Genomic DNA, 19,924 nt, shown 5'->3' on the forward strand with positions numbered 1-19,924 from the left:
TGAAGGGCGGATTATACGAGGTTTGTGCCGTATCCCTACTGGACGATCCCGCGGAATGCCGCGGCCTTGACGGCGTAGCCCGGGAATACCGGCGCCGCCATCTGAGTCGTGGCCCCGAGGTGTTTCACCACCACCTCGGCGAAGACGTCGCGGAAGTCGGTGGTCACCGCCAGGTCGCGGCCCTCGAATCGCTGGTCGGCTTTCAGGCCCGGCCACTGGCCGTACACTTCGCCGCCCTTCACGCCGCCGCCGATCACGAACATGGCGTTGCCGTGGCCATGATCGGTGCCGCGGCTGCCGTTCTCGGCCACCGCCCGTCCGAACTCCGACATCGTGAGAATGATCGTGTCGGCCATGCGCTCGCCCAGGTCCTCGGCGAGCGCCGCGATGCCGCGCGAGAAGTCGTCCAGCCGGTCGGCCATCTGGCCGGTCGCCGCGCCCTGGTTCACGTGATGGTCCCACTGCGTGCTTTCGGCGAAGGCGATCTCCAGTCCGACGTCCGACTTGGCCAGTCGCGCAATCTCCTGCAACGCCTGCCCGAATGGCGAGCGCGGATACACGGCGCCGTTGGCCGGCCGGTACGGCCCCGCCGTTTTCGCGGCGAGCATGCGCATGGCGTCGAAGGCCTCGCCGCCAGTGCCGTGCAACGATCGGTCCTGTGTAGCCTGGTAGATCTCTTCGAACGTCGTGCGCGCGCTCATGTCGGCCACAGCGAAGTCGGCAGTCTTGCCGACTGCGAGCGCTGGCGCCGCGCCCTGCAACGTCCGCGGCATCTGTCCCGTGAGTGCCACCGCCCGCAACGGGTTGCGCCCCGCGGCGACCGCGGCATCGTGCGCGGCCGAGGCGGCCAGGTAGCGATTGAGCCATCCGTCCTTCGTGCTCTTGACGCCGGGCGTCGCCGACTCCATGTAGTCCTGCGCGTCGAAATGCGATCGCGTGGTGTCATGGGATCCCGACGCCTGCACGACGGCGAGCTCACCGCGATCCCATAGTGGCTTGAACGCCGACATCCGTGGATGCAGGCCGAAGAACCCATTGAGATCGATGGCACCACCATCGGCGCCGGGCCTGGCGATGGCAATGGAGGGCCGCGACCGGTAGTAGTCGGCCTCGCCGTACGGCACCACCATGTTGAGGCCGTCAACCGCGCCGCGCTGGAACACCGTGATCAGCAGCTTCTTGCGCGTGCCGGCCGCCGACGCCGTTCGCGCCAGAAACGACGGCGCAAACCCCATGGTCACCATCGCCATCGCGCCGCTCTTCAGAAATACCCGTCGGGATGTCATGCGAACCTCTTTGGTCGAACCGTCGTGATTGAACCGTCGTGATTGAACCGTCGTGATTGAACTACCGTCGTTGAAACCCTGGTGAACCGATTTGCTGACCGAGATCGGCAGGAGGATTGGCAATCCAGACGCCGCGGACCTGGTTCTTGCCGAGCGCCACGGCGAAGTTCATGCGGCTGACCAGCGCCCCGGCCGACACCCAGGTCGTCGCCGTGTCGTCGTAGCCGGTCGGTGGCTGGCAGGAATAGAGCGGCATGCCCATGTCGCGCAGTTCGCGTGCCAGCGGCAGCGCCGTGCGCACCTCGGCACCGGTGGCACGCAGCGCGCTGGCCACGAACTCCAGCGGCGTCTTCACCTTGGCGCGATAGGCCTCGGGCGCGAAGAATTCCGGCGAGGTGATGATGGTCCGCACCACCTCGCGCAGGTTGCCGTTGGTCGCCGTGAACCGCGCCGCAGCGCGATCCACGAGCGCGGCTGGCGGTGTGTCGCTGACAAACCGGATCGCAAGCTTGGTGGCAATGTGCCTCGCCGTCGAGGGATGCGCGGCCAAAATGTCGAGGACCCGTTCGAGGTCGTCTTCGCCGCCGCCAGCCTTGAAGGCATGTCCCAGCACGGTCTTGGCGCTGTCGTCGTGGAGGCGCGGCACGAACATCGTGCTCGACCCTTGGCGCGGCGTGATCGTCCAACCGGTCAGCGCTCGCGCGACATTCTGGACGTCGGCCTGCGTGTAGCCGCCGTCAACGCCCAGCGTATGAAGCTCCATGAGCTCCCGCGCGTAGTTTTCGTTGATGCCCCTGGCGGGCCGAAGGCCCGTGGGGCTCGCGGCTGCGCCGCTTGTCGGGCTCGGCGCTACGCGCCTTCGTGGGGCCGACGGGTTCTCACTTACATTCTGCCAGTTATCAAGATAGAAGAGCATGGCGGGGCTCTTGGCGCTGGCTTCGAGCATGTCGCGGAAGTTGCCCAGCACATGCGGGCCAATGGCTTCGCGCTCGTACTCGTTCAGGTAGTTGCGGGTCGCACCCTTGCCGGCGAACACGTTGAAGTGGTTGAACCAGAAGTCCGCCAGCACTTCCTGCAGTTGCCGTTCGCCCCGGATCGCGCGCAGCAGCTTCGCCTCTTCGAGGTCGGCGATCACCTGCCGGTCCTTTCGCTGCGCCTCGCTGGGTTCCCTTCCCCTACCCGCCCCACCAGCCCCACCCGCCTGACCTGCCTGTTGCTGCCGCTCCCGTCGCTCCACCATGGCCGGGCCCGAGTACTCGCGCTGGATGGTTTGCGAATCGAGCGACAGCGTTGCCAGCCGGGCCAGTGTTGCCGTAAGCGCCCTGTCATCGATTCGCGACGGGTCGAGCTGTTGGTCGATCCACTGCTGCAGGCCCATGGCCTTCACGCGTGCCACGTCGTCCGGTCGCGGACCGAAGGTCAGTCGATTGAGCGCATGGGTGACGGCGTCATCACCAGAGGGCAGCGGATCGGGCCCACCCGCTTGCGGGTGGCCGGCAACGACGGCGATCAGCGACAACACAGCGAAGGAACGGGTCCACATGAGTTAACCTCTTACTGCCTGATTCGACCCGCCGCGTCTGACGATCGTTTAATGCCGGTCCCGACAAGAGGTTCCCTCCCGACCAGGAGTGCCCTCCCGACAAGAGGTGTGTTCCCGTCATGTCTTTTCGAGTAATTCCTGCCGCCGGTGATGTCCTCGAGCGCGTGCTCGACGACACGTTTCCCCTCTGGAACGACGGATTGACCCGAGCGCACTACGGCAAGAGCTGGGCGGCGCAGGTCAAGACGCCGTGGGGATCCGCACACCTCGATCGCGTGGCGCTCGTTGACGGTCCTCACGTCGTGTCGAGCGCCAAGCGCTACGACCTGTCGTTGCGTCTCGGCGGCCGCATCCGTCGGGTGCTGGGCATTGGCGCCGTGTTCACCCCTGCGGCGTATCGCGGCCGCGGCGCCGCGCGCGAGCTCATCGCCCGCATGCTCGAGACCGCCGTGACCGAAGGGCAAGAGTTCGCGATGCTCTTCTCGGAGATTGCCCCGGCGTTTTACGAGCGCCTGGAGTTCGTTCCGGTTCCGCTAACCGAGTGGGTCATAGAAGTCGATCAGAAGCGCGGCGGGGCGCCGGCAATCCTGGTGCGAAGCGGCGACGAGCGCGATCTGCCGAGCATTGTCGAGATGTCGGCCATTCGTTCGGCCGGGGCGCGGTTGGCGCTCGATCGCAGCGAAGACTTCATTCGCTTCGGCATCACCCGCAAGCGCCTGCTCTCGGGCCTGTCACCGGCGGGTGTACGGACGACCGAGTTCCTCGTGGCGGAAGAGGGTCAGCAGGCGGTGGCCTACCTGGTCGCCACCGAACAGGACGGCCGGTGGATGATCGAGGAGGCCGGCGATCGCGATCCGGCCGGCGCGCGGCTGGGCGCCATGCTCCAAGTGATGCTGGCGCGTTATCCGAGCGAACGGTTGCCGGAGATCCGCGGCTGGTGGCCGCAGGCGCTGGTGCCGCCGCAGCTCAGGGTCGCGGCGACGATGCCGACCCAGGAAGTGCTGATGATCCGCCCGCTGCGCGACCGGATGTTGCCGCTGCCGCCACTGGCCGCGGCCGAGGTCATCTATTGGCACGGCGACTATTTCTGATCCTTGCCGGGAGTCGGGAAGCGTCAGGCTTTGCGCGTGCCCAGGTCGAACACGCCGGAACGATCGCCCACCTTCAAGTAATCACCCAGGCATTTTCGCGAGCAGAAGACGCCCGCGTCTTCCATGTTGAAGTTGTTCGTCATGCTATCCACGTCGATCGGCACGACGTGCATGCGCCGCACTTCCCACATGTCGTACGGTTGACCCTTCGGAAACGACTCCGTGCACTGCTTGCATCGCATGCTCATTCAGACCTCACTTCGGTGCCGAGAGTTTAACGTCAACGGCCTTGGTTTCACCGTCGGCCAACGCGAATTTCGCGGCCGCCTCCTTCACCGCTGCCAGGAACTCGGGGTCGCCGGCCTGCCCGTCTTCAAGGCCCTGCACCGCGACGATCAGGTAATCCTCTGACGCGGGCAGGCCCGCCACGCGGTACGTGCCGTCCTGATCGGGCCGCGCCGCCTTGATGAACCGGGACTGGAACGTCCACAACTGCTGGTTCGCGGGAAACACCACGACGGTCGCGTCGAGCAGCGGCCGGCCGGCCGCGTCTGACACCACGCCCGACAGGGTCGTTGTCTTTTTCGTCAGCACGATCTGCATGCCCGCCACCGATTGGCCCGGCGGCAGTTCCGTGGGCACGTCGGTGATGTCCTGGCCGCCAAGCGCGACCGACTTCAGCGTCCACCCTTGCGGCGCGCTGACGCGGAACAGGCGGGCGTCGGTCAGGCCGCGCAGCTCGAACGTGAAATTGGCCCCGACCCGGCTGATGCCGCCGCCTGCACCCGGCGCATCGGGATTGGCGGCGCGGGCGCCCACTTGCAGCTGCTGGGTGGGGAAGTCGAACGGCTCGCCGGTGTCGCTGACCACGAGGCCGGTGACGATGGCGCCGGGCGCGGTCACCAACGTCACGCCGCCGACGTCTTCGGTGCCGACGACGAGGTCCATCTTGGCCAGTTCGCCATCGCCGCCGCGGCCGCCGCTGCGGGCCTGGACCTGGTAACGGCCCGGCGCGACGTTGGCAATGGTGAAGGCGCCGGTCCGGTCGATCCGTCCGCCGCCGCCGCCGCCCTGTTGCAGCTGGATGCCCCGGCCGGTGGCGCTGCCGCCCGACAGCAACATGACGTTGCCGCCAGCTGCGGGCTCGCCAGTCGACGTGAGCACCTGGCCCGAGACCCGCACCAGCCTGGTGGCAATCAGACCGAACGACACGGTGGTGTTCTCTTGCGACACCGCCAGCGTCACGCGCGCCGCCTCGCTCAGGTTCGGGGTGCCGGGAAAGTAGGTGGCGGCGTAGCCCGAGACTTCACCGGTCGGGTCGGCGGCTTCCGGCCCCGAGCGCAACGTCGCGCTCACGAAGTACTCACCGGGCGGCAGGCCGAACAGGCGATAGTGACCCTGGTCGTCGGTGGTGTCGCGCGAGTTGGATCCCGGCGCGGCGGTCAGGCGCCGGCCGCCGCCGGCATAGCTGTAGCGCATCGCGATCACGCTCGCATTGGCCACCGGCTCGCCGAACTCGTCGGTGATGCGGCCGCCAAGCACGCTGCCGCGCGGCAACGCGATGGTCAGCTTGTCGAGCGTCTGCCCATCGCCCAGCTCGATCGGTGTGCCGGATTCTGACGGGCGCCGCTGGCCGTACTGCAGTGTGACGAAGCCGCCCTTGCTGGCATTGATGGTGTAGCGGCCCGCGGGCAGTTCCTTGACCTCGAAGCGGCCCTGCGCGTCGGTGGCCGCCACGCGGCTCTCGCGGGCCTCGGGCGATGACACGCGGACCTGCGCCCGGCGAATCGGCGCGCCGGTGTCGGCGGCGACGATCTGTCCCCGAATGACGGCAGTGCCCCGTGGCGCGTCGTCGCGCAGCGGCGTCGCGCGCGCCTGTCCTCGCAGCGGCCCCTGGCCGCCACCGGGCACCTGGGCCAGCGCCCCGGCGGTTGCAAACAGGGCCACGACGCCAACGACGAGCAAGTGCTGCTTCACGCTCACAGCATACGGTCAGCAGCTGCCCGTTCGCTTACCCGCACCCTGGCACCCTGGCACCCTGGCACCCTAGGCACCTTAGGCACCGGTAGTCTAAGGATCCAGCCTCGAGAGTTTCACGTCCACCGCCTTGGTTTCACCCTCGGTTAGAGTCACCGGCTTCGCCTCTTCGCGAGCGCGCGCGAGGAACTCCGGGTCGGCGCCCTGACCCGATTCCAAGTTCTGGACCACGATGATCAGGTAGTCGTCCGACGGTGGCAGCGACTTGATGTTATAGCGGCCGTTGGTGTCGGGCCGCGCCGTGCGCAGGTACCTGGATTGGAACGTCCACAGTTCACGGTTCGCGGGAAACACCACCACCGTCGCATCCAGCACGGGCCGGTTGCGGTCGTCGGTCACGAGGCCCGACAGGTCGGTGGTCTTCTGCGTGAACACCACCTCGATTCCCTCGTACGCGCGGCCAGGCGTGAACTCGATGCCCTTGTCGGTGACGTCTTCGCCGTCGAACATGACGGCCTTCAAATACCAGCCCGTGGCGGCGCCCGCCGAGGCGCGAATCAACCGCCGATCGCTGAGCGCGGTGATCTCGAAGGAGTAGTCGTCGCTGACGCGCGAGGGCCCGCCGCCCACCATGTTGATGGTCATCTCGGCTGCCTGCGGGAAGATTTGCACCTGTTCGGGCCGGAACGGTGGCGTCGAACCATCATCCGTCGTCACGATGCCCTTGGCCGTCGCACCGAGAGAGGTGGTGACCAGCAGGTTGTCGATGTCGTCGTTGCCCACGGTGACCGGCATCACCGCGAACTCTTCGTTGGCGCCCGGCATCCCCATCGGCCTGACGTTGAGGTTGTAGCGGCCTGGCGAGACGTTGGCGAACTGGAACGAGCCATCAGGGCCGACCATGGCGTTGTTCATGTTCACGCTGAAGTTCATGCCCATCACCGGATCCGCCGGCGTCAGCAGCAACATGGCGCGCGCCACCGGTTCGCCGCGCGAGTTCAGTGCGCGCCCGCGGAGGCGGGCCATGCGCGCCGCGATTAGGGCGAAGTTAGCGCCGCTCATTTCCTGGCCGGCCTTGAGGGGGATGCGCGTGGCTTCGCCCAGGTTCGCCGTCCCGGGATAGTAGGTCGGTGCGAAGCCGTCGGCTTCGGTGTTGCTGATGGTCGCTTCCGAAACCATCGTCAGGCTCGACCGACTGCTGGCGCTGACGAAGTACTCGCCGGGGGGCAGACCGTAGAGCCGGAAGCCGCCCTGATCGTCGGTACGGTCGTTGCTGCCCTCGCCGCCGCCCGGCACCAGCCGGCGCGTGCCGGCGACGAACTGGAACCGCTGGGCCGAGACCTGCGCGCCGGCGATCGGCTCGCCGCCATCGTCCAGAATGCGGCCGCTGATCACGCCGCCTCGCGCCAGCACGAAGTTCACCTTGTCGGCGGTCTGGCCATCGACCAGTTCAATCGGCGTGCCCGGGTCGCCCGCCCGCCGCTGGCCGAACTGCCCGGTGACGAAGCCACCCTTGGTCGCGGTGATGTTGTAGCGGCCGGCGGGCAACTCCTTGATCTCGAAGTTGCCTTCGGCGTCGGTGCTCGTCACGCCGCCGCCGCGCGCTTCCATCGACATGGCTCGCACCTGCGCGCGGCGCAGCGGCCCGCCGGTCACGGCCGACGTGACCTTTCCTCTCATCACCGCCGTGCCCTTGGGTGGGGTCTCACCAGGACGCAGCGGGCGTGTGGGCATTCGCTCGGGTTGTCCGGGCGCTGGCTGCGCCGGCGCGACCTGGCCGGGCTGCGATGGTGGTGGAGCACCCGGCTGCGGCGCCTGACCAAGCACTGTGACAGTGATTCCGAAGGTGAGGACGAATGCAAGGAAACGCATGCTCGACTCTCCCGATCCCGACTCCCGACTCCCGCCCAGGTTCAGTAAGACGACGTTGTAAGCGCGTTTGTCTGGATGGTCGCCAAGTACGGCGACCGGGTCAAGTCAGTTCGCGGGCAACCACCGCGGCGGCGTTTGCGCCTGAGCCGCCAGTGAGGCCGGTGCCGGGGTGGGACCCTGAACTGCACAGAAAAAGATCGCGAATCGGCGTGCGGTGACTCCCAAATCCCAGCACCGGGCGCATGGTGAAGAACTGGTCGAGCGACAGCTCGCCATGGAAAATCTGCCCGCCGGTCAGCCCCCAGCCACGTTCGAGGTCCAGCGGCGTAAGCACCTGGCGCGCAACGATGGAGGCGGAGAAACCTGGCGCGTACTGTTCGAGCGTGGTGGTGACGATGTCGCCAAGGCGATCGCGTTCGGCATCCCACGTGGTATCCCTGAGTTGATAGGGCGCAAACTGCGCATAGGCCGACAGCACGTGCGCCCCCGCCGGCGCGAGCGCAGGATCGTCGATCGACGGGATGGTGAACTCGATCCACGGATGGGTCGAATAGCGACCGTACTTGGCGTGATCGAACGCGCGTTCCAGGTAATCGAGATCGGGCGCCAGGCGAACCCGCGCCGCGAGCATGTCGCGCGTGGCGCCGGTGAACGCCGGCAGCGACGACAGCGCGAAGTTGACCTTGGCCAGCGTCCCGCGCGAGCGGTAGTTCGAGACGCGCCACGCGAACTCCGGCGGCAGGTGGTCGGCTTCGCAGAGCGCTAGGAACGTGCGCTTGGGGTCGAGGCCCGACACCACGGCGCGTCCCTCGATGTGTTCACCGTTGGCGAGCGTGACGCCCGCGGCGCGGTCGTCCTTTGCCTCGATCCGCGCCACGGCTGCGCCGGTGCGGATCTCGACGCCGTGCCGCTCGGCCGCGCGGCGCAGTGCGCGCGCGAACGCGGCGGGTCCGCCGGCGATCACCTTGCCGCCCGGCCACGCCAGTGAGCGATTGGCCGCCGCCAGCAGCAACTGCAGGCCGCTGCCGGCTGACCACGGGCCGAGCATCGCGCCGAAAATGCCGTCGGCGGCCAGCGTCGCCCGCAGCAGTTCGTTCTCCACCGACTCGCTCACCAGGTCGGCCACCGCCATGGGTCCCCATCGCAGCAGCCGCCACTGGTCGGCCTTGGGCAGTCCGCGGAAGGCCGACAGCGTGTGCATCAGCGCGAACAGGTCGCGCGCGTTGGGCGCATCGATCGAGGGGGGCGCCGCCTGGAACAGCGAGCCGATCAGCCCGCCGAGTCGCCCGAGCGACTGGTGAAACGCCGGCCACGCCTGCGCGTCCTTCGCCGACCACGCGGCTAATCCCTCCGCCGTCTTGCGCGGGTCGTTCCACAGGGTCAGCGCGCGCCCGTCGGGCGACAGGCTGCTGACGTCCACCGCCGTGTCGAGAAACGTCAGCCCATGCAGGTACAGCTGCAGGCCTTCGACGACATCGCGGCGCACCGGCCCGGCCGCGTGCGCCAGCGTCGGCACGCGAAAGCCCGGCGCGATCTCGCTTTCGGCGGCGCAGCCACCGACCTCGTCGCGCTGCTCGACTAGCACCGTGCGCACGCCCGCCTTGCCGAGCATGGCGGCGCAGGTGAGCCCGTTCACGCCGCCGCCGATGACGATCGCGTCGTAGCGGGCGCGTGCGCTCATCGCGGCATCTCCTTCAGGATGCGCGTGGCGGCGTTGCGTCCAGGCGCGCCCATGATGCCGCCCCCGGGATGCGTCGCCGAGCCGCACATGTACAAGCGATCAATCGGCGTGGCGTACTGCGCGTAGCCGGGCACCGGCCGCAGGAAGAACAGCTGCTCGAGCGTCAGCTCGCCCTGGAAGATGTTGCCTTCGGTGAGGCCGAAGTCGCGCTCGATGTCGAGCGGCGTCAGCACCTGCCGGTGCAGAATGATGTCTTTGATATTGGGCGCGTACTCGGCGATGGTGTCGATGACGGCATCGCCAAACGCCTCGCGCTGGCGATCGTCCCAGACGCCGTCGCGCAGGTGGTAGGGCGCGTACTGCACGAAGCACGACATCACGTGCTTGCCCGGAGGCGCAACCGACGGATCGGTCAGCGACGGAATCACCATGTCCATGTACGGGCGGCTCGAAAACTTCCCGTACTTCGCATCGTCGTAGGCGCGCTCCATGTAGTCGATGCTGGGGGAAATCGAGATGGCGCCGCGCAGGTGCGGACCGGCGCCTGGTAAGCAGGTGAAGTTGGGCAGTGCGTCGAGCGCGAGGTTCACCTTGCCCGACGAGCCGCGGTACTTGTAGCGCTTCACGCCCTCGACGAACTCGCCCGGCAGGTCCCGTTCGTTCATGAACTTCAGGAACGTCAGGTTGGGGTCCACGCTCGACACGACCACTTTCGCGTGAATCTCGTCACCGTTGGCCAGCGCGACGCCGGTGGCCCGGCCGTTCTTGCTGAGAATCTGCGCCACCGCGGCCTCGGTGCGAATCTCGGCGCCGAACTCGCGAGCCGCCGCGGCAATGGCGTTCGACACCGCGCCGGTGCCGCCGCGCGACAGGCCCCACGACCGGAAGGCCCCGTCGATTTCGCCCATGTAGTGATGCAGCAGCACGTAGGCCGTGCCGGGCGAACGGACCCCCAGGAAGGTCCCGATGATTCCCGACGCCGACATCGTCGCTTTCAGCACGTCGGTCTCGAACCATTGATCGAGAAAGTCCACCGCGCTCATGGTGAGCAACTGGACCTGGTTCACCTTGTCGTGGAAGCGCATGTCGCGAAAGCGCTTGCCCATGCCCAGCAACTCGAGCAGGCCGCGCGGGTCGAGCGAGGTCGGGTCGGGCGGCAGCATGCCCATGATCGGCTTGGCGAACCGGCCCATTTCGACCATGGCCTTGCCGTACTCGTCGTAAGCCTCGGCGTCGAGGCGCGAGTGGCGGGCAATTTCGCGGCGGGTCTTGTCGTGGTCGTTGACCCGCCACAAGTAGTCGCCGTTCGGCATGGGCGTCATGGTGCCGTCGAGCGGCAGCAGTTCCATCCCGTGGCGCGGCAGGTCGAGCTCGCGGATGATCTCGGGCCGGAGCAGCGACACCACGTACGAGCAGACCGAGAACTTGAAGCCCGGGAACACTTCCTCGGTGACGGCGGCGCCCCCGAGCACGTGCCGCCGCTCGAGCACCAGGACCTTGCGGCCGGCCCGGGCGAGATAGGCGGCACAGGTCAGGCCGTTGTGCCCGCCGCCGATAACGATCGCATCGTATTTCATCAGGACGCCGGGTTCATTTTTCCTCGGATTGCCGTCACAGCCACACGAAAAATGAACCCGGCGTCTTATACTCCTCTCGTGCCCGTTGGTTCCGCCTTCCACGCCCGCACCCGCGAACTGTGCGAAAGCCTCAGCTATCGCGACTGGGCCGGCTATTACGCCGTCAGCGCCTACGAGACGCACTACGAGCACGAATACAACGCCCTGCGCAATGCCTGCGGCCTGATCGACATCTCCCCGCTGTTCAAATACCGCGTGTCGGGCAAGGATGCGACCCGCCTGGTGAACCGCATCATCACGCGCGATGCCGCGAAGATGGCCGTCGGGCAGGTCTATTACACCCCCTGGTGCGATGACGATGGGAAGGTCATCGATGATGGGACGGTGACGCGGGTGGGGGAGCAGTCGTATCGGTGGACGGCCGCGGACCCGAGCTTGCGCTGGTTGACGCAGAACTCGTCTGGCCTCGACGTCCAGGTCGATGACGTGTCGGAGCAGGTGGCCGCCCTGGCACTGCAGGGACCAACCTCGGCCGCACTGCTGCGCCGCGTCTGTACGGCCAACCTCGATTCGCTGCGCTACTTCCGCGCCACCAGCGGCACCATTGCCGGCATTCCGGTGGACATCTCGCGCACGGGTTATACCGGCGACCTTGGCTATGAAATCTGGCTGCCGTGGGATGCGGCGTTGCAGGTCTGGGACGCGATCGTGTCGGCCGGTCCCACGTTCGACCTGCACCCGGTCGGCATGCTCGCGCTCGACATCGCGCGCATCGAGGCCGGACTGTTGCTGATCGACGTGGACTTCCACGGCAGCCGCAAGGCCCTGATCGAGTCGCAGAAGTACACGCCGTTCGAACTGGGCATGGCTCGGCTGGTGGACATGAAGAAAGGTCCGTTCATAGGCCGCAAGGCGATTGCCGAAGAGGTCCGTCGCGGGCAGGCGCGGCAGATCGTCGGGCTCGAGCTCGAGTGGACGGATGTGGAGAAGCTCTACGAGGCGGTTGGACTGCCGCCGACCGCACCCGCCGGCACGTCACGCGTGGCCGTACCGGTCTACAACGGCAGCACGCAGGTGGGCCGCGCAACCTCCACCACCTGGTCGCCGGTCCTGAAGAAGCTGATTGCGCTGGCGACCATCGACGCGCCGCATTTCGCCATGGGAACGCGCCTGGAAATGGAAATGACGGTGGATGCGGTGCGGCATCGGGCGAAGGCGTCGGTCGTGCCGACGCCCTTCTTCAACCCGCCTCGGAAGACGGGAATATCCGGCTAAAGCCGGATGCTACATTGCTGACCGGGTCTGCCTGAAGGCGGACACCACATCTGTAGCGTCCGGCTTTAGCCGGACTATGCCGAGCCGGACTACTTGCCTAGGCGAGCTTTGCGCGCGGCGATGAAAGACTGCACGCCCAGGTAGACGTAGACAATCAACAGCGCCGCCATCACGATCTGCGACATCACGGCCGGCCGGGTCGCGCCGCCGTCCATCACCGCCGGAATGGCCCGCCCGAGCGACGCCAGCGCGCCGATCAAGCCCACCGCCACCGCGACGTGCATGGCGTGCTTGCGCATGGACTCGGTCCGGGCGACGAGCGCGCAGATCACGAAGATCGCGCCGAAAATCGCCGGGATGAGCGCGGTCATGCTCGTTCGTCCGGTCGCCACGTAACTGGCGATGCCGAGCACGAGCAGGATGAGGCCGAACAGGCGTGTGGTGGATGGCATGGCAGTCACATAATACTCTCGCCCGGTTCGTCTTGTGAACTGAACCCTCGTGATTGAACCTTCGTGATTGAACCTTCGTGATTGAACCCTCGTGATTGAACTATCGTGATCAAATGAAGCTTGCACTCATCCAGCAACACGCCACCGCCGACAAGACCGCCAACGTCGCGCGCGGCCTCGCGGCGCTCGACACCGCCGCGCAGAACGGCGCCCAACTGGCGTGCTTCGCCGAACTGGCGTTCGAGTGGTTCTACCCGCAGCGCCCGGCCGAACTCGGGTTTCGCGACCTGGCCGAGCCGCTCGACGGACCGACCGTGAAAGCGTTCCAGCAGAAGGCCTGCGAGCTGGGCATGGTGGTGGTGATTAACCTCTACGAGCGTGAGGGCGACCAGACCTTTGACAGCTCGCCGGTGATCGACGCCGATGGCACACTGCTCGGCGTGACCCGGATGATTCACATCACCGAGTACCCGTGCTTCCACGAACAGGGTTACTACACCCCCGGCGACAAGGGCGCGCCGGTGTTCAAGACCAAGGTTGGCAATGTTGGCGTGGCGATCTGCTACGACCGTCACTTCCCGGAGTACATGCGAGCCCTCGCCGTGAACGGCGCGGACCTGGTGATCGTGCCGCAGGCCGGCGCCGTGGACGAATGGCCCGAGGGGCTCTACGAAGCCGAGATGCGGGTCGCCGCCTTCCAGAACGGGTACTTCACCGCGCTCTGTAACCGGGTCGGGAAAGAGGAGTGCCTGGACTTTGCGGGTGAGTCCTTCGTGTGCGGCCCCGACGGAGAAGTGCTCGCGCGCGGCGCGAAAAGCGCCGACGACATCGTCTATGCCGAGGTCGATCTGGCCAAGACGGCCGACTCAAACGCGCGGCGCCTATTCATCAAGCATCGCCGGCCCGAACTCTACGCCGGCTGGATCAAAGAAAAGTAACAGGAGATATAGAGATCAGAAATCTTGAATATCTGATCTCTTGATCTCTTGATCTCCTTTGATCTTTTTAAGCACGAACTGATCGAACTCCCACAGTTGCTGTTCGCGCGCCGAGTAGGGGCCCGGCTGGTAGCCGCGCGAGCTGATGCCCTGGTACGACTGCTCCGAGATGGCCCAGTCCTCGCGATTGGTGCGGTCCCAGAACTCGATCGCGTCCTCGTAGACGAACCCCGGCTTCGCGATCTCGTCAGGATGGAAGTGCCACTCGGCCACCAGCCGGGTCCGGCCGGGACTCTGCGGCCAGATGGTGATGGTCATCATGTAGTCGGGATGCAGCGTGAGCAGGAAGTTCGGGTAGATCGCAAAGTAGTTGACCAGGTCCCGCTCGCGCTCGCCGAGGCCCGGCAGCACGGCGCGGCGGCGCTTGCCGTCGGTGCTGAGCGTCTCGACCCCGTCCTTGAAACCCATCGCCCCGCCGCAGTAGGTCTCGGTTGACGGCACGTTCTCGGCGCCGAGGTAATGGTGCATCCGGTTCAGCAGCGGATGGATCACCGGGCAGTGCAGGCACTCGTTGTAGTTCTGCACCACCAGCTTCCAGTTCGTCGCCACGTCATACTGGATGCGGTGGACCATCCGCAGGTCCTGCATGCCGTACGATGCAAAGCGCTCGGGCAGGCCGTGGATCTGATCGTGAAGCGGCGGCGGCGCGTCCGACAGGTTGATGAAGATGTGCCCGTCCCACGTTTCGCACGCGGCCGGGCGCAGCGGGTAGGCCGCCTTGTCGAACCCCGGGGCGGCGTCCATTTGCGGCGCGGCCAGCAACGCGCCGTCGAGTCCGTAGGTCCAGGCGTGATACGGACACTGGATGCTGCCGGCGAACGTCCCTTCGTCGGTCACGCACAGGCGTGTGCCACGGTGGCGGCAAACGTTATGAAACGCCGCGAGCCGGCCATCGGCGCCGCGCACCACGATCACGCTCGCGCCTGCAATGTCGCGGGTGATGAACGCGCCTGGCTGCGCCAGCTCGGGCGCACGGCCGACGGCCAGCCACATCCTCGCGAAGATCCGGTCGCTCTCGGACTGGAACCACGCCGGATCGGTATACGCGCGGGCCTCGAGCGTGGTGCGCGCGCGGCCCGGGGAAGTGGTGCTCATCCGGGAATCATGATACAACCGGCGTTCGATCCTTCCAGTTTGCCCGTGCCACGTTCGAACCTTCACTACGGACACCTGACGCTCGGTCTCGCCGGTAGCGTGATCATGCTGGCCCTCGCGGCACAGGCCGTCCTGCTCGCGCAACCACGCGAACTGTTCGCGCAAGCACCCGCCCTCGAGACCGTCGCCGCCATCCGCGAGCGCGCGGCGTGGACGCCGTCGAAAGAAGTGGTGCGCGTGCAGGGTGTCGTGACCCTGAGTGACGGGCGCCGCGCGTTGCTGTTTGTGCAGGATGCGACCGGCGGCGTGTTTGTGGACCCCGCGGCCCCGGCGGGGAACTGGGCCGGCAGCGATGTCGTGGCGGTAACCGGCACGGCGGTGATGACGAGCCGTGGTCCCACCATTGTCGGCGCCCGCGTCGAGCCCGTGGCTCCTGGTGTGATGCCGGAGCCGCGAGCGCTGTCGGCACTAGCGGGACGGGCGATGGCCGCCGACGCCAGCCTGATCGCGATTGAGGGCGTGGTGCGCGCCGTCCGGCCGTCCGCCCAGGGCGTTGAAGCCACCATTCGCACCGCCGACGGCACGCTGACGCTGGTGCTGCCGGCGCCGGCCGGAGCCGGCGAGACGCCGGTCGATGCGGTGATCCGCGCCGAGGGCGTGTTGTCGCACGTGATGGCCGGCGACCGGTCGCTGCAGCGCCGCGAGCTGATCGCGACCTCGCCTGTTGGCATGGTGAGCGCACCGCCGTCCCAACCGTTTCAACTACCCGAGCTGGCGGTGGCCGACCTCCGCCGGCCGCTGTCGGGAAACCAGCTGATCCGGCGCGGACGTGTCAGCGGCGTGGTCACCCGCCAACGCGTCGGCCGCTCGCTGCACGTGCGGACCGCGACGCTGCCGATTCGCGTCGAATCGGAGCAGGCCACTGCGGTGGCGCCAGGCGACCGCGTTGACGTGGTGGGATTTCCTGAGCTCGACGGCTTCAGCCCGTTCATGGCCGACGCGATGTTCCGGCGCGTGGAGTCAGGCCCTGCGCCGGCGCCGGTTGAGGCCACGATCGGCGAGTTGAGTGATGGCTCGCGAGACGCCGAACTGGTGCGGGTCGAGGGCACTTTTCTCACGGGCGAACGCGGGCGCGACGAGCACACGCTGGTCATCCAGGACGGCGACCTGGTCTTCAATGCGTACGTGCCACTGGGCGAGGCGTCGCGGCTGCCAGGCGGACTGCGCCGCGGCCAGCGGGTACAACTCACCGGCATTTGCGCGGTCATTGTCGATAGCGACCGCGTGCCGCGCTCGTTCCGGCTCCAGCTGCGCGATGCGGCGGACGTGGCCATCGTGGCGCCGGGCCCGCCCATGCCGCTGGCCTCGCGCGTCCCCTGGTGGGCGTGGCTCAGCATTGCCCTGGCCGCCGTGGCGGCGGGCGCCGCGGGCTTCGTCTATCGCGCCGGCCGGGCCAAGGAGCAGACCATTCGCCGCCAGCTCGCGCGTGAGTCGGCCCTCAAGGCGCGCTTCGACGACCTGTTCGAGCGCTCGAGCGAGATCCTGATCGTGCACGACCGCCGGGGCCGGGTCTCGACGCTCAATCGCGCCGGCGAGCAGGCCACCGGCTACTCGCGCGAAGAGCTGCGGATGCTCGACCCGAACTGGATCTTCGGCGCCGACTATCTCGACGCGATTACCCGGATGATCGCCGAGGGCACCGACAGCACGCCACGGGCGTTTCGATCGGAGCTGGTGCCGAGGCGCGGGACCCGTGTGCCGATCGATGTGCACGCCAGGGTACTGGTCGGCGACGGCCAGGTAGTGGGTGTGACCGCGATTGCCCGCGACCTGAGCGAGCGCGACCGTCTCGAGAACGAGTTGCGGCAGGCGCAGAAGATGGAAGCCGTCGGGCGCCTGGCCACCGGCATCGCCCACGACTTCAACAACCTGATCACGGTGTTGCTCGGCTACAGCGACGAGTTGATCGAGCAGGTGCCGGAAGGTTCAGATTGGCAGCGTTCGGCCATCGAGATTCGCCGCGCCGCCGAACGCGCCTCGGGCCTGACCCAGCAGTTGCTGTCGTTCAGTCGCCGGCAGGCGGCGGTCGCCCACACCGTGGACCTGAACCTGGTCGTGGCCAATATGGAGGACCTGATCCGGCGGTTGCTCGGTCCCGAGATCCGCCTCGAGTTCTCGCTCGACCCGAACCTGGCCACCATTCGCGCCGACGGCGCGCAGATCGGTCAGGTGGTGATGAACCTGGTGGTCAACGCCCGTGACGCCATGCCCAAGGGCGGCGTGCTGGCCATCGAGACCGCGAATGTCGAGCTTGGCAGCGAGCATCTCGACGTCATTCCCGGGCCTCACGTCAGCCTGTGCGTGCGCGACAGCGGCGTCGGCATGGCGGCCGACGTTCGCAACCGCCTGTTCGAGCCGTTCTTCACGACCAAGGAATCGGGCCAGGGCACCGGGCTGGGGCTGTCGCTGGTGCAGGGCATCGTCCGGCAAAGCGGCGGGCACATCGTGGTCGAGAGCCAGCCCGGCGCCGGCAGTGCGTTCCACGTGTACTTCCCCCGCCAGGTCGATGAGGCGCCGGCGCCGCTCATTGCGCCACCGGCGGCGGTCAGTTCGGTCTCGGTCAAGGGCGAGGGCACCGTGCTGCTGGCCGAAGACGACCGGCCGGTGCGCCGGCTGGTGGTGACGGAACTGGGCCGCCGCGGCTTCACGGTGCTCGAAGCCGAGGATGGCCGTGCCGCGCTCGACCTGTTCCTGCAGCACCAGGACACCATCGACATCGTCGTCACCGACGTCGTCATGCCGCGCATGAACGGCGCCGACCTGGCGAAGGAGGTCGAGAGGATTCGCCCCGGCACCAAGCTCCTGTTCATCTCCGGTCATCCCGAACGCGCCGGCTCCGGCGTGGATCCCACCGGAGTCACCAACCTGCTGATGAAGCCGTTTACGGCCGACACGCTCGCATCCCGCATCAAGGACACGCTGTCCGGAAAGAAGGAGCCCGATGGCTGGAACGGCTGAGACACCCGCGCTCAAGCGCGCGCTCGGGCGCTGGGACCTGACCGCGATTGGCGTGAACCAGGTCATTGGCAGCGCCATCTTCCTGCTGCCGGCCGACGTGGCGAGGCTGGTCGGTCCGTGGGGGCCGCTGGCGTTCATGGCGGTGGGCCTGCTGTCGTTGTCGATCGCCCTGTGCTTCGCGGAAGTCGGCAGCCGCTTCGAGAAGACCGGCGGCCCGTACCTGCCGGCGCGGGCGGCCTTTGGCCGCTTCGTCGGATTCGAGGTCGGCTGGATGATGTGGTTCACGCGCGTCACCAGCCAGGCGTCGGTCGCCAATGGGCTCGCCCTGGCACTGGCGTTCTATTGGCCGGCCCTGGCAGCGGGCCTGCCGCGCATGGCGCTGATTGCCGGACTGACCATCGCGATCACCTGGATCAACGTGCGCGGCATCAGGCAGTCGTCGTGGGTGGTCAACGCGCTGACCATCGGCAAGCTGGCGCCGCTCGCCATCTTCATCATCGTCGGCATTTGGTACATCGACCCGGCGCGGTTCGCGGAGATGCCCGCGGTCACGCAGCAGCAATTGTCGAGCGCGCTGATCCTGCTGATCTTTGCGTATGGCGGCTACGAGGTCACCGGTGTGCTGGCCGGCGAAGCGGCCAACCCGCGCCGCGACGTGCCCTTCGCCTTCGTGGCCACGCTCGTCACCGTGTCGGTCGTCATGTCGCTGACGTCGCTCGTGGCGACCGGCGTGCTGCCGGACCTGGGCGCCAGCCGCACGCCGCTGGCCGATGGTGCGGCGATCTTCATCGGCGCGGCCGGCGCGCTGATGATCTCGATCGGCTCGGCGGTGTCGATGACCGGCAACAACATGGGGCAGATCCTGAACGGGTCACGCACCCTTTTCGCGCTGGCCGAGAACGGCGACCTGCCGAAATGGTTCGCGAAGGTCCACCCGGCGTATCTCACGCCCTCGAACGCCATCCTGTTCACGGCCGTGGTCGCGCTCACCCTGGCGCTGACCGGATCGTTCGTGGCGCTGGCGGCGGTGTCGGCCATCGCCCGGCTGGTGATGTACCTGGCGGTGTGCGCCTCGACGCTGGTGCTCAGGAAGCACGACCGAGAAATTGCCGCGCAGGTGGGCTCACACTTCGGCGACCTGGATGGAGCGGTTGCCCCGGCAAAGTTCACCGTGCCCCTCGGGCCGGTGATCCCCGTGGTTGCGTCGATCGTGGCCCTGGGAATCCTGGCGGGCGCGAGCCAGGCGCAGCTGTCGGCCGGCGCCGCCGCGCTCGCCGCCGGCGCGGTGCTCTACTTCGTCGCCACCCGCCTGAAGATGTAGTGTCCGGCTTTAGCCGGACCGACTCTACTCGTCCAGGAGGAAGTGCGCCTTACGGGAAGGCGTCTCCGCCGCGATCAGCGGCTCGTTCATGAACTTCACCATCGGCGAGAGTGTCTTGAACGTCGCCAGCAGGTTCTTGTAGAAGTCCTTCGACGTCGCGAACGTGCCCGACTCTTCGCGGAAGGTCATGAACTGCTTGTGCACCAGGTAGCGGGCGGCCGGGTGGTTCTTGTCGAACCCGCGCGGCACCCGCGTCAGGGTGTCGCCACGCAGCCCGCCAAGCTTCTTGAAGGCCGGTGCGTTGACGATGGTGTCGAGCCGGCGGTAGTGGGCGGCAATGTGCTCGCGCAGCAGGTGCAGTTGCGACGTGTCGGGCCGGTAGACGCCGCCGCCAATCCAGACGTAATCAGGTCCCACCTCGAAATAGAAGCTGGCGCCATTCATGCGGCCGAGCGCGCGATGAGGAAACGTTGCGGCGACGTTGGTCTTCATGGGCGTCTTGTCGTCGCTGAACCGCGTGTCGCGAAACTGCCGGAACAGCGACTCCCTCACGCCCGCGATCAGCTCCGGCGCGAAGGCCGGCAGGTCGAGGGCCAGTCGTTCGACCACTTCGACCATGGGCGCGCGGCAGTGCTCGTCGAACTGATCCCGGCGCGAGTGAAACCACTCGCGTTTGTTATTGCGCTTGAGTGAGCGGAGAAACGACAGCGTCTTCGGCGTAAACATGGCAGGCACCTA

At 67.3% G+C, this 19,924-nt stretch carries 15 protein-coding genes; 5 read left to right on the plus strand and 10 right to left on the minus strand.

The annotated features are described in order from the left end of the window. Positions 1 to 35: 35 nt before the first annotated feature. Together Q8T13_16710 and Q8T13_16715 are read right to left on the minus strand one after the other, a co-directional pair. Positions 36 to 1,286 (minus strand): DUF1501 domain-containing protein, encoded by a 1,251-nt coding sequence (locus tag Q8T13_16710; GenBank protein MDP3719405.1) that lies wholly within the window; start codon positions 1,284 to 1,286, stop codon positions 36 to 38. A 61-nt stretch (positions 1,287 to 1,347) separates the two neighbouring features. Continuing rightward, positions 1,348 to 2,829 carry a DUF1800 domain-containing protein gene (locus Q8T13_16715; protein MDP3719406.1) on the minus strand — a complete coding sequence of 494 codons (1,482 nt, stop codon included), beginning with the start codon at positions 2,827 to 2,829 and terminating at the stop codon, positions 1,348 to 1,350. Between the two features lie 119 nt (positions 2,830 to 2,948). Here Q8T13_16715 and Q8T13_16720 point away from each other — a divergent pair, with 119 nt between their 5' ends. Further along, positions 2,949 to 3,920 carry a GNAT family N-acetyltransferase gene (locus Q8T13_16720; GenBank protein ID MDP3719407.1) on the plus strand — a complete coding sequence of 324 codons (972 nt, stop codon included), beginning with the start codon at positions 2,949 to 2,951 and terminating at the stop codon, positions 3,918 to 3,920. 23 nt (positions 3,921 to 3,943) lie between these two features. Here the strand turns inward: Q8T13_16720 and Q8T13_16725 are convergent, their stop codons facing one another. From Q8T13_16725 to Q8T13_16745, 5 genes are all read right to left on the minus strand, one after another. Continuing rightward, positions 3,944 to 4,168: a hypothetical protein gene (locus tag Q8T13_16725; protein MDP3719408.1), complete on the minus strand. Its 225-nt coding sequence runs from the start codon at positions 4,166 to 4,168 to the stop codon at positions 3,944 to 3,946. A 7-nt stretch (positions 4,169 to 4,175) separates the two neighbouring features. Beyond that, on the minus strand, positions 4,176 to 5,897 hold the full coding sequence (locus Q8T13_16730; protein MDP3719409.1) for a carboxypeptidase-like regulatory domain-containing protein: 1,722 nt from the start codon (positions 5,895 to 5,897) through the stop codon (positions 4,176 to 4,178). Positions 5,898 to 5,990: 93 nt separating this feature from the next. Continuing rightward, positions 5,991 to 7,631 carry a carboxypeptidase-like regulatory domain-containing protein gene (locus Q8T13_16735; protein ID MDP3719410.1) on the minus strand — a complete coding sequence of 547 codons (1,641 nt, stop codon included), beginning with the start codon at positions 7,629 to 7,631 and terminating at the stop codon, positions 5,991 to 5,993. A gap of 238 nt (positions 7,632 to 7,869) precedes the next feature. Then, positions 7,870 to 9,450: an NAD(P)/FAD-dependent oxidoreductase gene (locus tag Q8T13_16740; protein ID MDP3719411.1), complete on the minus strand. Its 1,581-nt coding sequence runs from the start codon at positions 9,448 to 9,450 to the stop codon at positions 7,870 to 7,872. Beyond that, on the minus strand, positions 9,447 to 11,027 hold the full coding sequence (locus Q8T13_16745; protein ID MDP3719412.1) for an NAD(P)/FAD-dependent oxidoreductase: 1,581 nt from the start codon (positions 11,025 to 11,027) through the stop codon (positions 9,447 to 9,449). Before Q8T13_16745 ends, Q8T13_16740 begins: the two co-directional genes overlap by 4 nt. 78 nt (positions 11,028 to 11,105) lie before the next feature. On the opposite strand from Q8T13_16745, the gene Q8T13_16750 reads away from it, so the two are divergent. Next, the gene (locus Q8T13_16750) at positions 11,106 to 12,302 is read left to right on the plus strand and encodes an aminomethyltransferase family protein (protein ID MDP3719413.1); all 1,197 of its coding nucleotides are present in this window, start codon (positions 11,106 to 11,108) and stop codon (positions 12,300 to 12,302) included. A gap of 89 nt (positions 12,303 to 12,391) precedes the next feature. On the opposite strand, the gene Q8T13_16755 is transcribed toward Q8T13_16750, so the two are convergent. After that, complete coding sequence (locus Q8T13_16755) at positions 12,392 to 12,754, minus strand: hypothetical protein (GenBank protein MDP3719414.1); 363 nt, start codon at positions 12,752 to 12,754, stop codon at positions 12,392 to 12,394. A gap of 113 nt (positions 12,755 to 12,867) precedes the next feature. Between Q8T13_16755 and Q8T13_16760 the strand changes: the two genes are divergently transcribed. Then, entirely contained in the window at positions 12,868 to 13,692 is an 825-nt protein-coding gene (locus tag Q8T13_16760) for a nitrilase-related carbon-nitrogen hydrolase (GenBank protein ID MDP3719415.1), read from the plus strand. Between the two features lie 15 nt (positions 13,693 to 13,707). Here the strand turns inward: Q8T13_16760 and Q8T13_16765 are convergent, their stop codons facing one another. Continuing rightward, positions 13,708 to 14,847, minus strand: a complete 1,140-nt coding sequence (locus Q8T13_16765; protein ID MDP3719416.1) for an aromatic ring-hydroxylating dioxygenase subunit alpha — start codon at positions 14,845 to 14,847, stop codon at positions 13,708 to 13,710. 45 nt (positions 14,848 to 14,892) lie between these two features. On the opposite strand from Q8T13_16765, the gene Q8T13_16770 reads away from it, so the two are divergent. Both Q8T13_16770 and Q8T13_16775 read left to right on the plus strand, forming a co-directional pair. Continuing rightward, the gene (locus Q8T13_16770; protein MDP3719417.1) at positions 14,893 to 17,865 is read left to right on the plus strand and encodes an ATP-binding protein; all 2,973 of its coding nucleotides are present in this window, start codon (positions 14,893 to 14,895) and stop codon (positions 17,863 to 17,865) included. Then, positions 17,849 to 19,186: an APC family permease gene (locus Q8T13_16775; protein ID MDP3719418.1), complete on the plus strand. Its 1,338-nt coding sequence runs from the start codon at positions 17,849 to 17,851 to the stop codon at positions 19,184 to 19,186. The genes Q8T13_16770 and Q8T13_16775 overlap by 17 nt, the downstream gene beginning before the upstream one ends. 24 nt (positions 19,187 to 19,210) lie before the next feature. Here Q8T13_16775 and Q8T13_16780 read toward each other — a convergent pair whose 3' ends face one another. Further along, positions 19,211 to 19,912, minus strand: a complete 702-nt coding sequence (locus Q8T13_16780; protein ID MDP3719419.1) for a DUF2461 domain-containing protein — start codon at positions 19,910 to 19,912, stop codon at positions 19,211 to 19,213. Positions 19,913 to 19,924: the final 12 nt, after the last annotated feature.

The organism is Acidobacteriota bacterium (assembly GCA_030697165.1).
Taxonomy (GTDB): Bacteria; Acidobacteriota; Vicinamibacteria; order Vicinamibacterales; family UBA2999; genus 12-FULL-67-14b.

Bases quoted from the DNA above. Each gene is read 5' to 3' on its own strand.
- Q8T13_16710 (MDP3719405.1), bottom strand. From the start codon at position 1,286: ATGACATCCCGACGGGTATTTCTGAAGAGCGGCGCGATGGCGATGGTG.
- Q8T13_16715 (MDP3719406.1), bottom strand. From the start codon at position 2,829: ATGTGGACCCGTTCCTTCGCTGTGTTGTCGCTGATCGCCGTCGTTGCC.
- Q8T13_16720 (MDP3719407.1), top strand. From the start codon at position 2,949: ATGTCTTTTCGAGTAATTCCTGCCGCCGGTGATGTCCTCGAGCGCGTG.
- Q8T13_16725 (MDP3719408.1), bottom strand. From the start codon at position 4,168: ATGAGCATGCGATGCAAGCAGTGCACGGAGTCGTTTCCGAAGGGTCAA.
- Q8T13_16735 (MDP3719410.1), bottom strand. From the start codon at position 7,631: ATGCCCACACGCCCGCTGCGTCCTGGTGAGACCCCACCCAAGGGCACG.
- Q8T13_16740 (MDP3719411.1), bottom strand. From the start codon at position 9,450: ATGAGCGCACGCGCCCGCTACGACGCGATCGTCATCGGCGGCGGCGTG.
- Q8T13_16745 (MDP3719412.1), bottom strand. From the start codon at position 11,027: ATGAAATACGATGCGATCGTTATCGGCGGCGGGCACAACGGCCTGACC.
- Q8T13_16755 (MDP3719414.1), bottom strand. From the start codon at position 12,754: ATGCCATCCACCACACGCCTGTTCGGCCTCATCCTGCTCGTGCTCGGC.
- Q8T13_16760 (MDP3719415.1), top strand. From the start codon at position 12,868: ATGAAGCTTGCACTCATCCAGCAACACGCCACCGCCGACAAGACCGCC.
- Q8T13_16765 (MDP3719416.1), bottom strand. From the start codon at position 14,847: ATGAGCACCACTTCCCCGGGCCGCGCGCGCACCACGCTCGAGGCCCGC.
- Q8T13_16775 (MDP3719418.1), top strand. From the start codon at position 17,849: ATGGCTGGAACGGCTGAGACACCCGCGCTCAAGCGCGCGCTCGGGCGC.
- Q8T13_16780 (MDP3719419.1), bottom strand. From the start codon at position 19,912: ATGTTTACGCCGAAGACGCTGTCGTTTCTCCGCTCACTCAAGCGCAAT.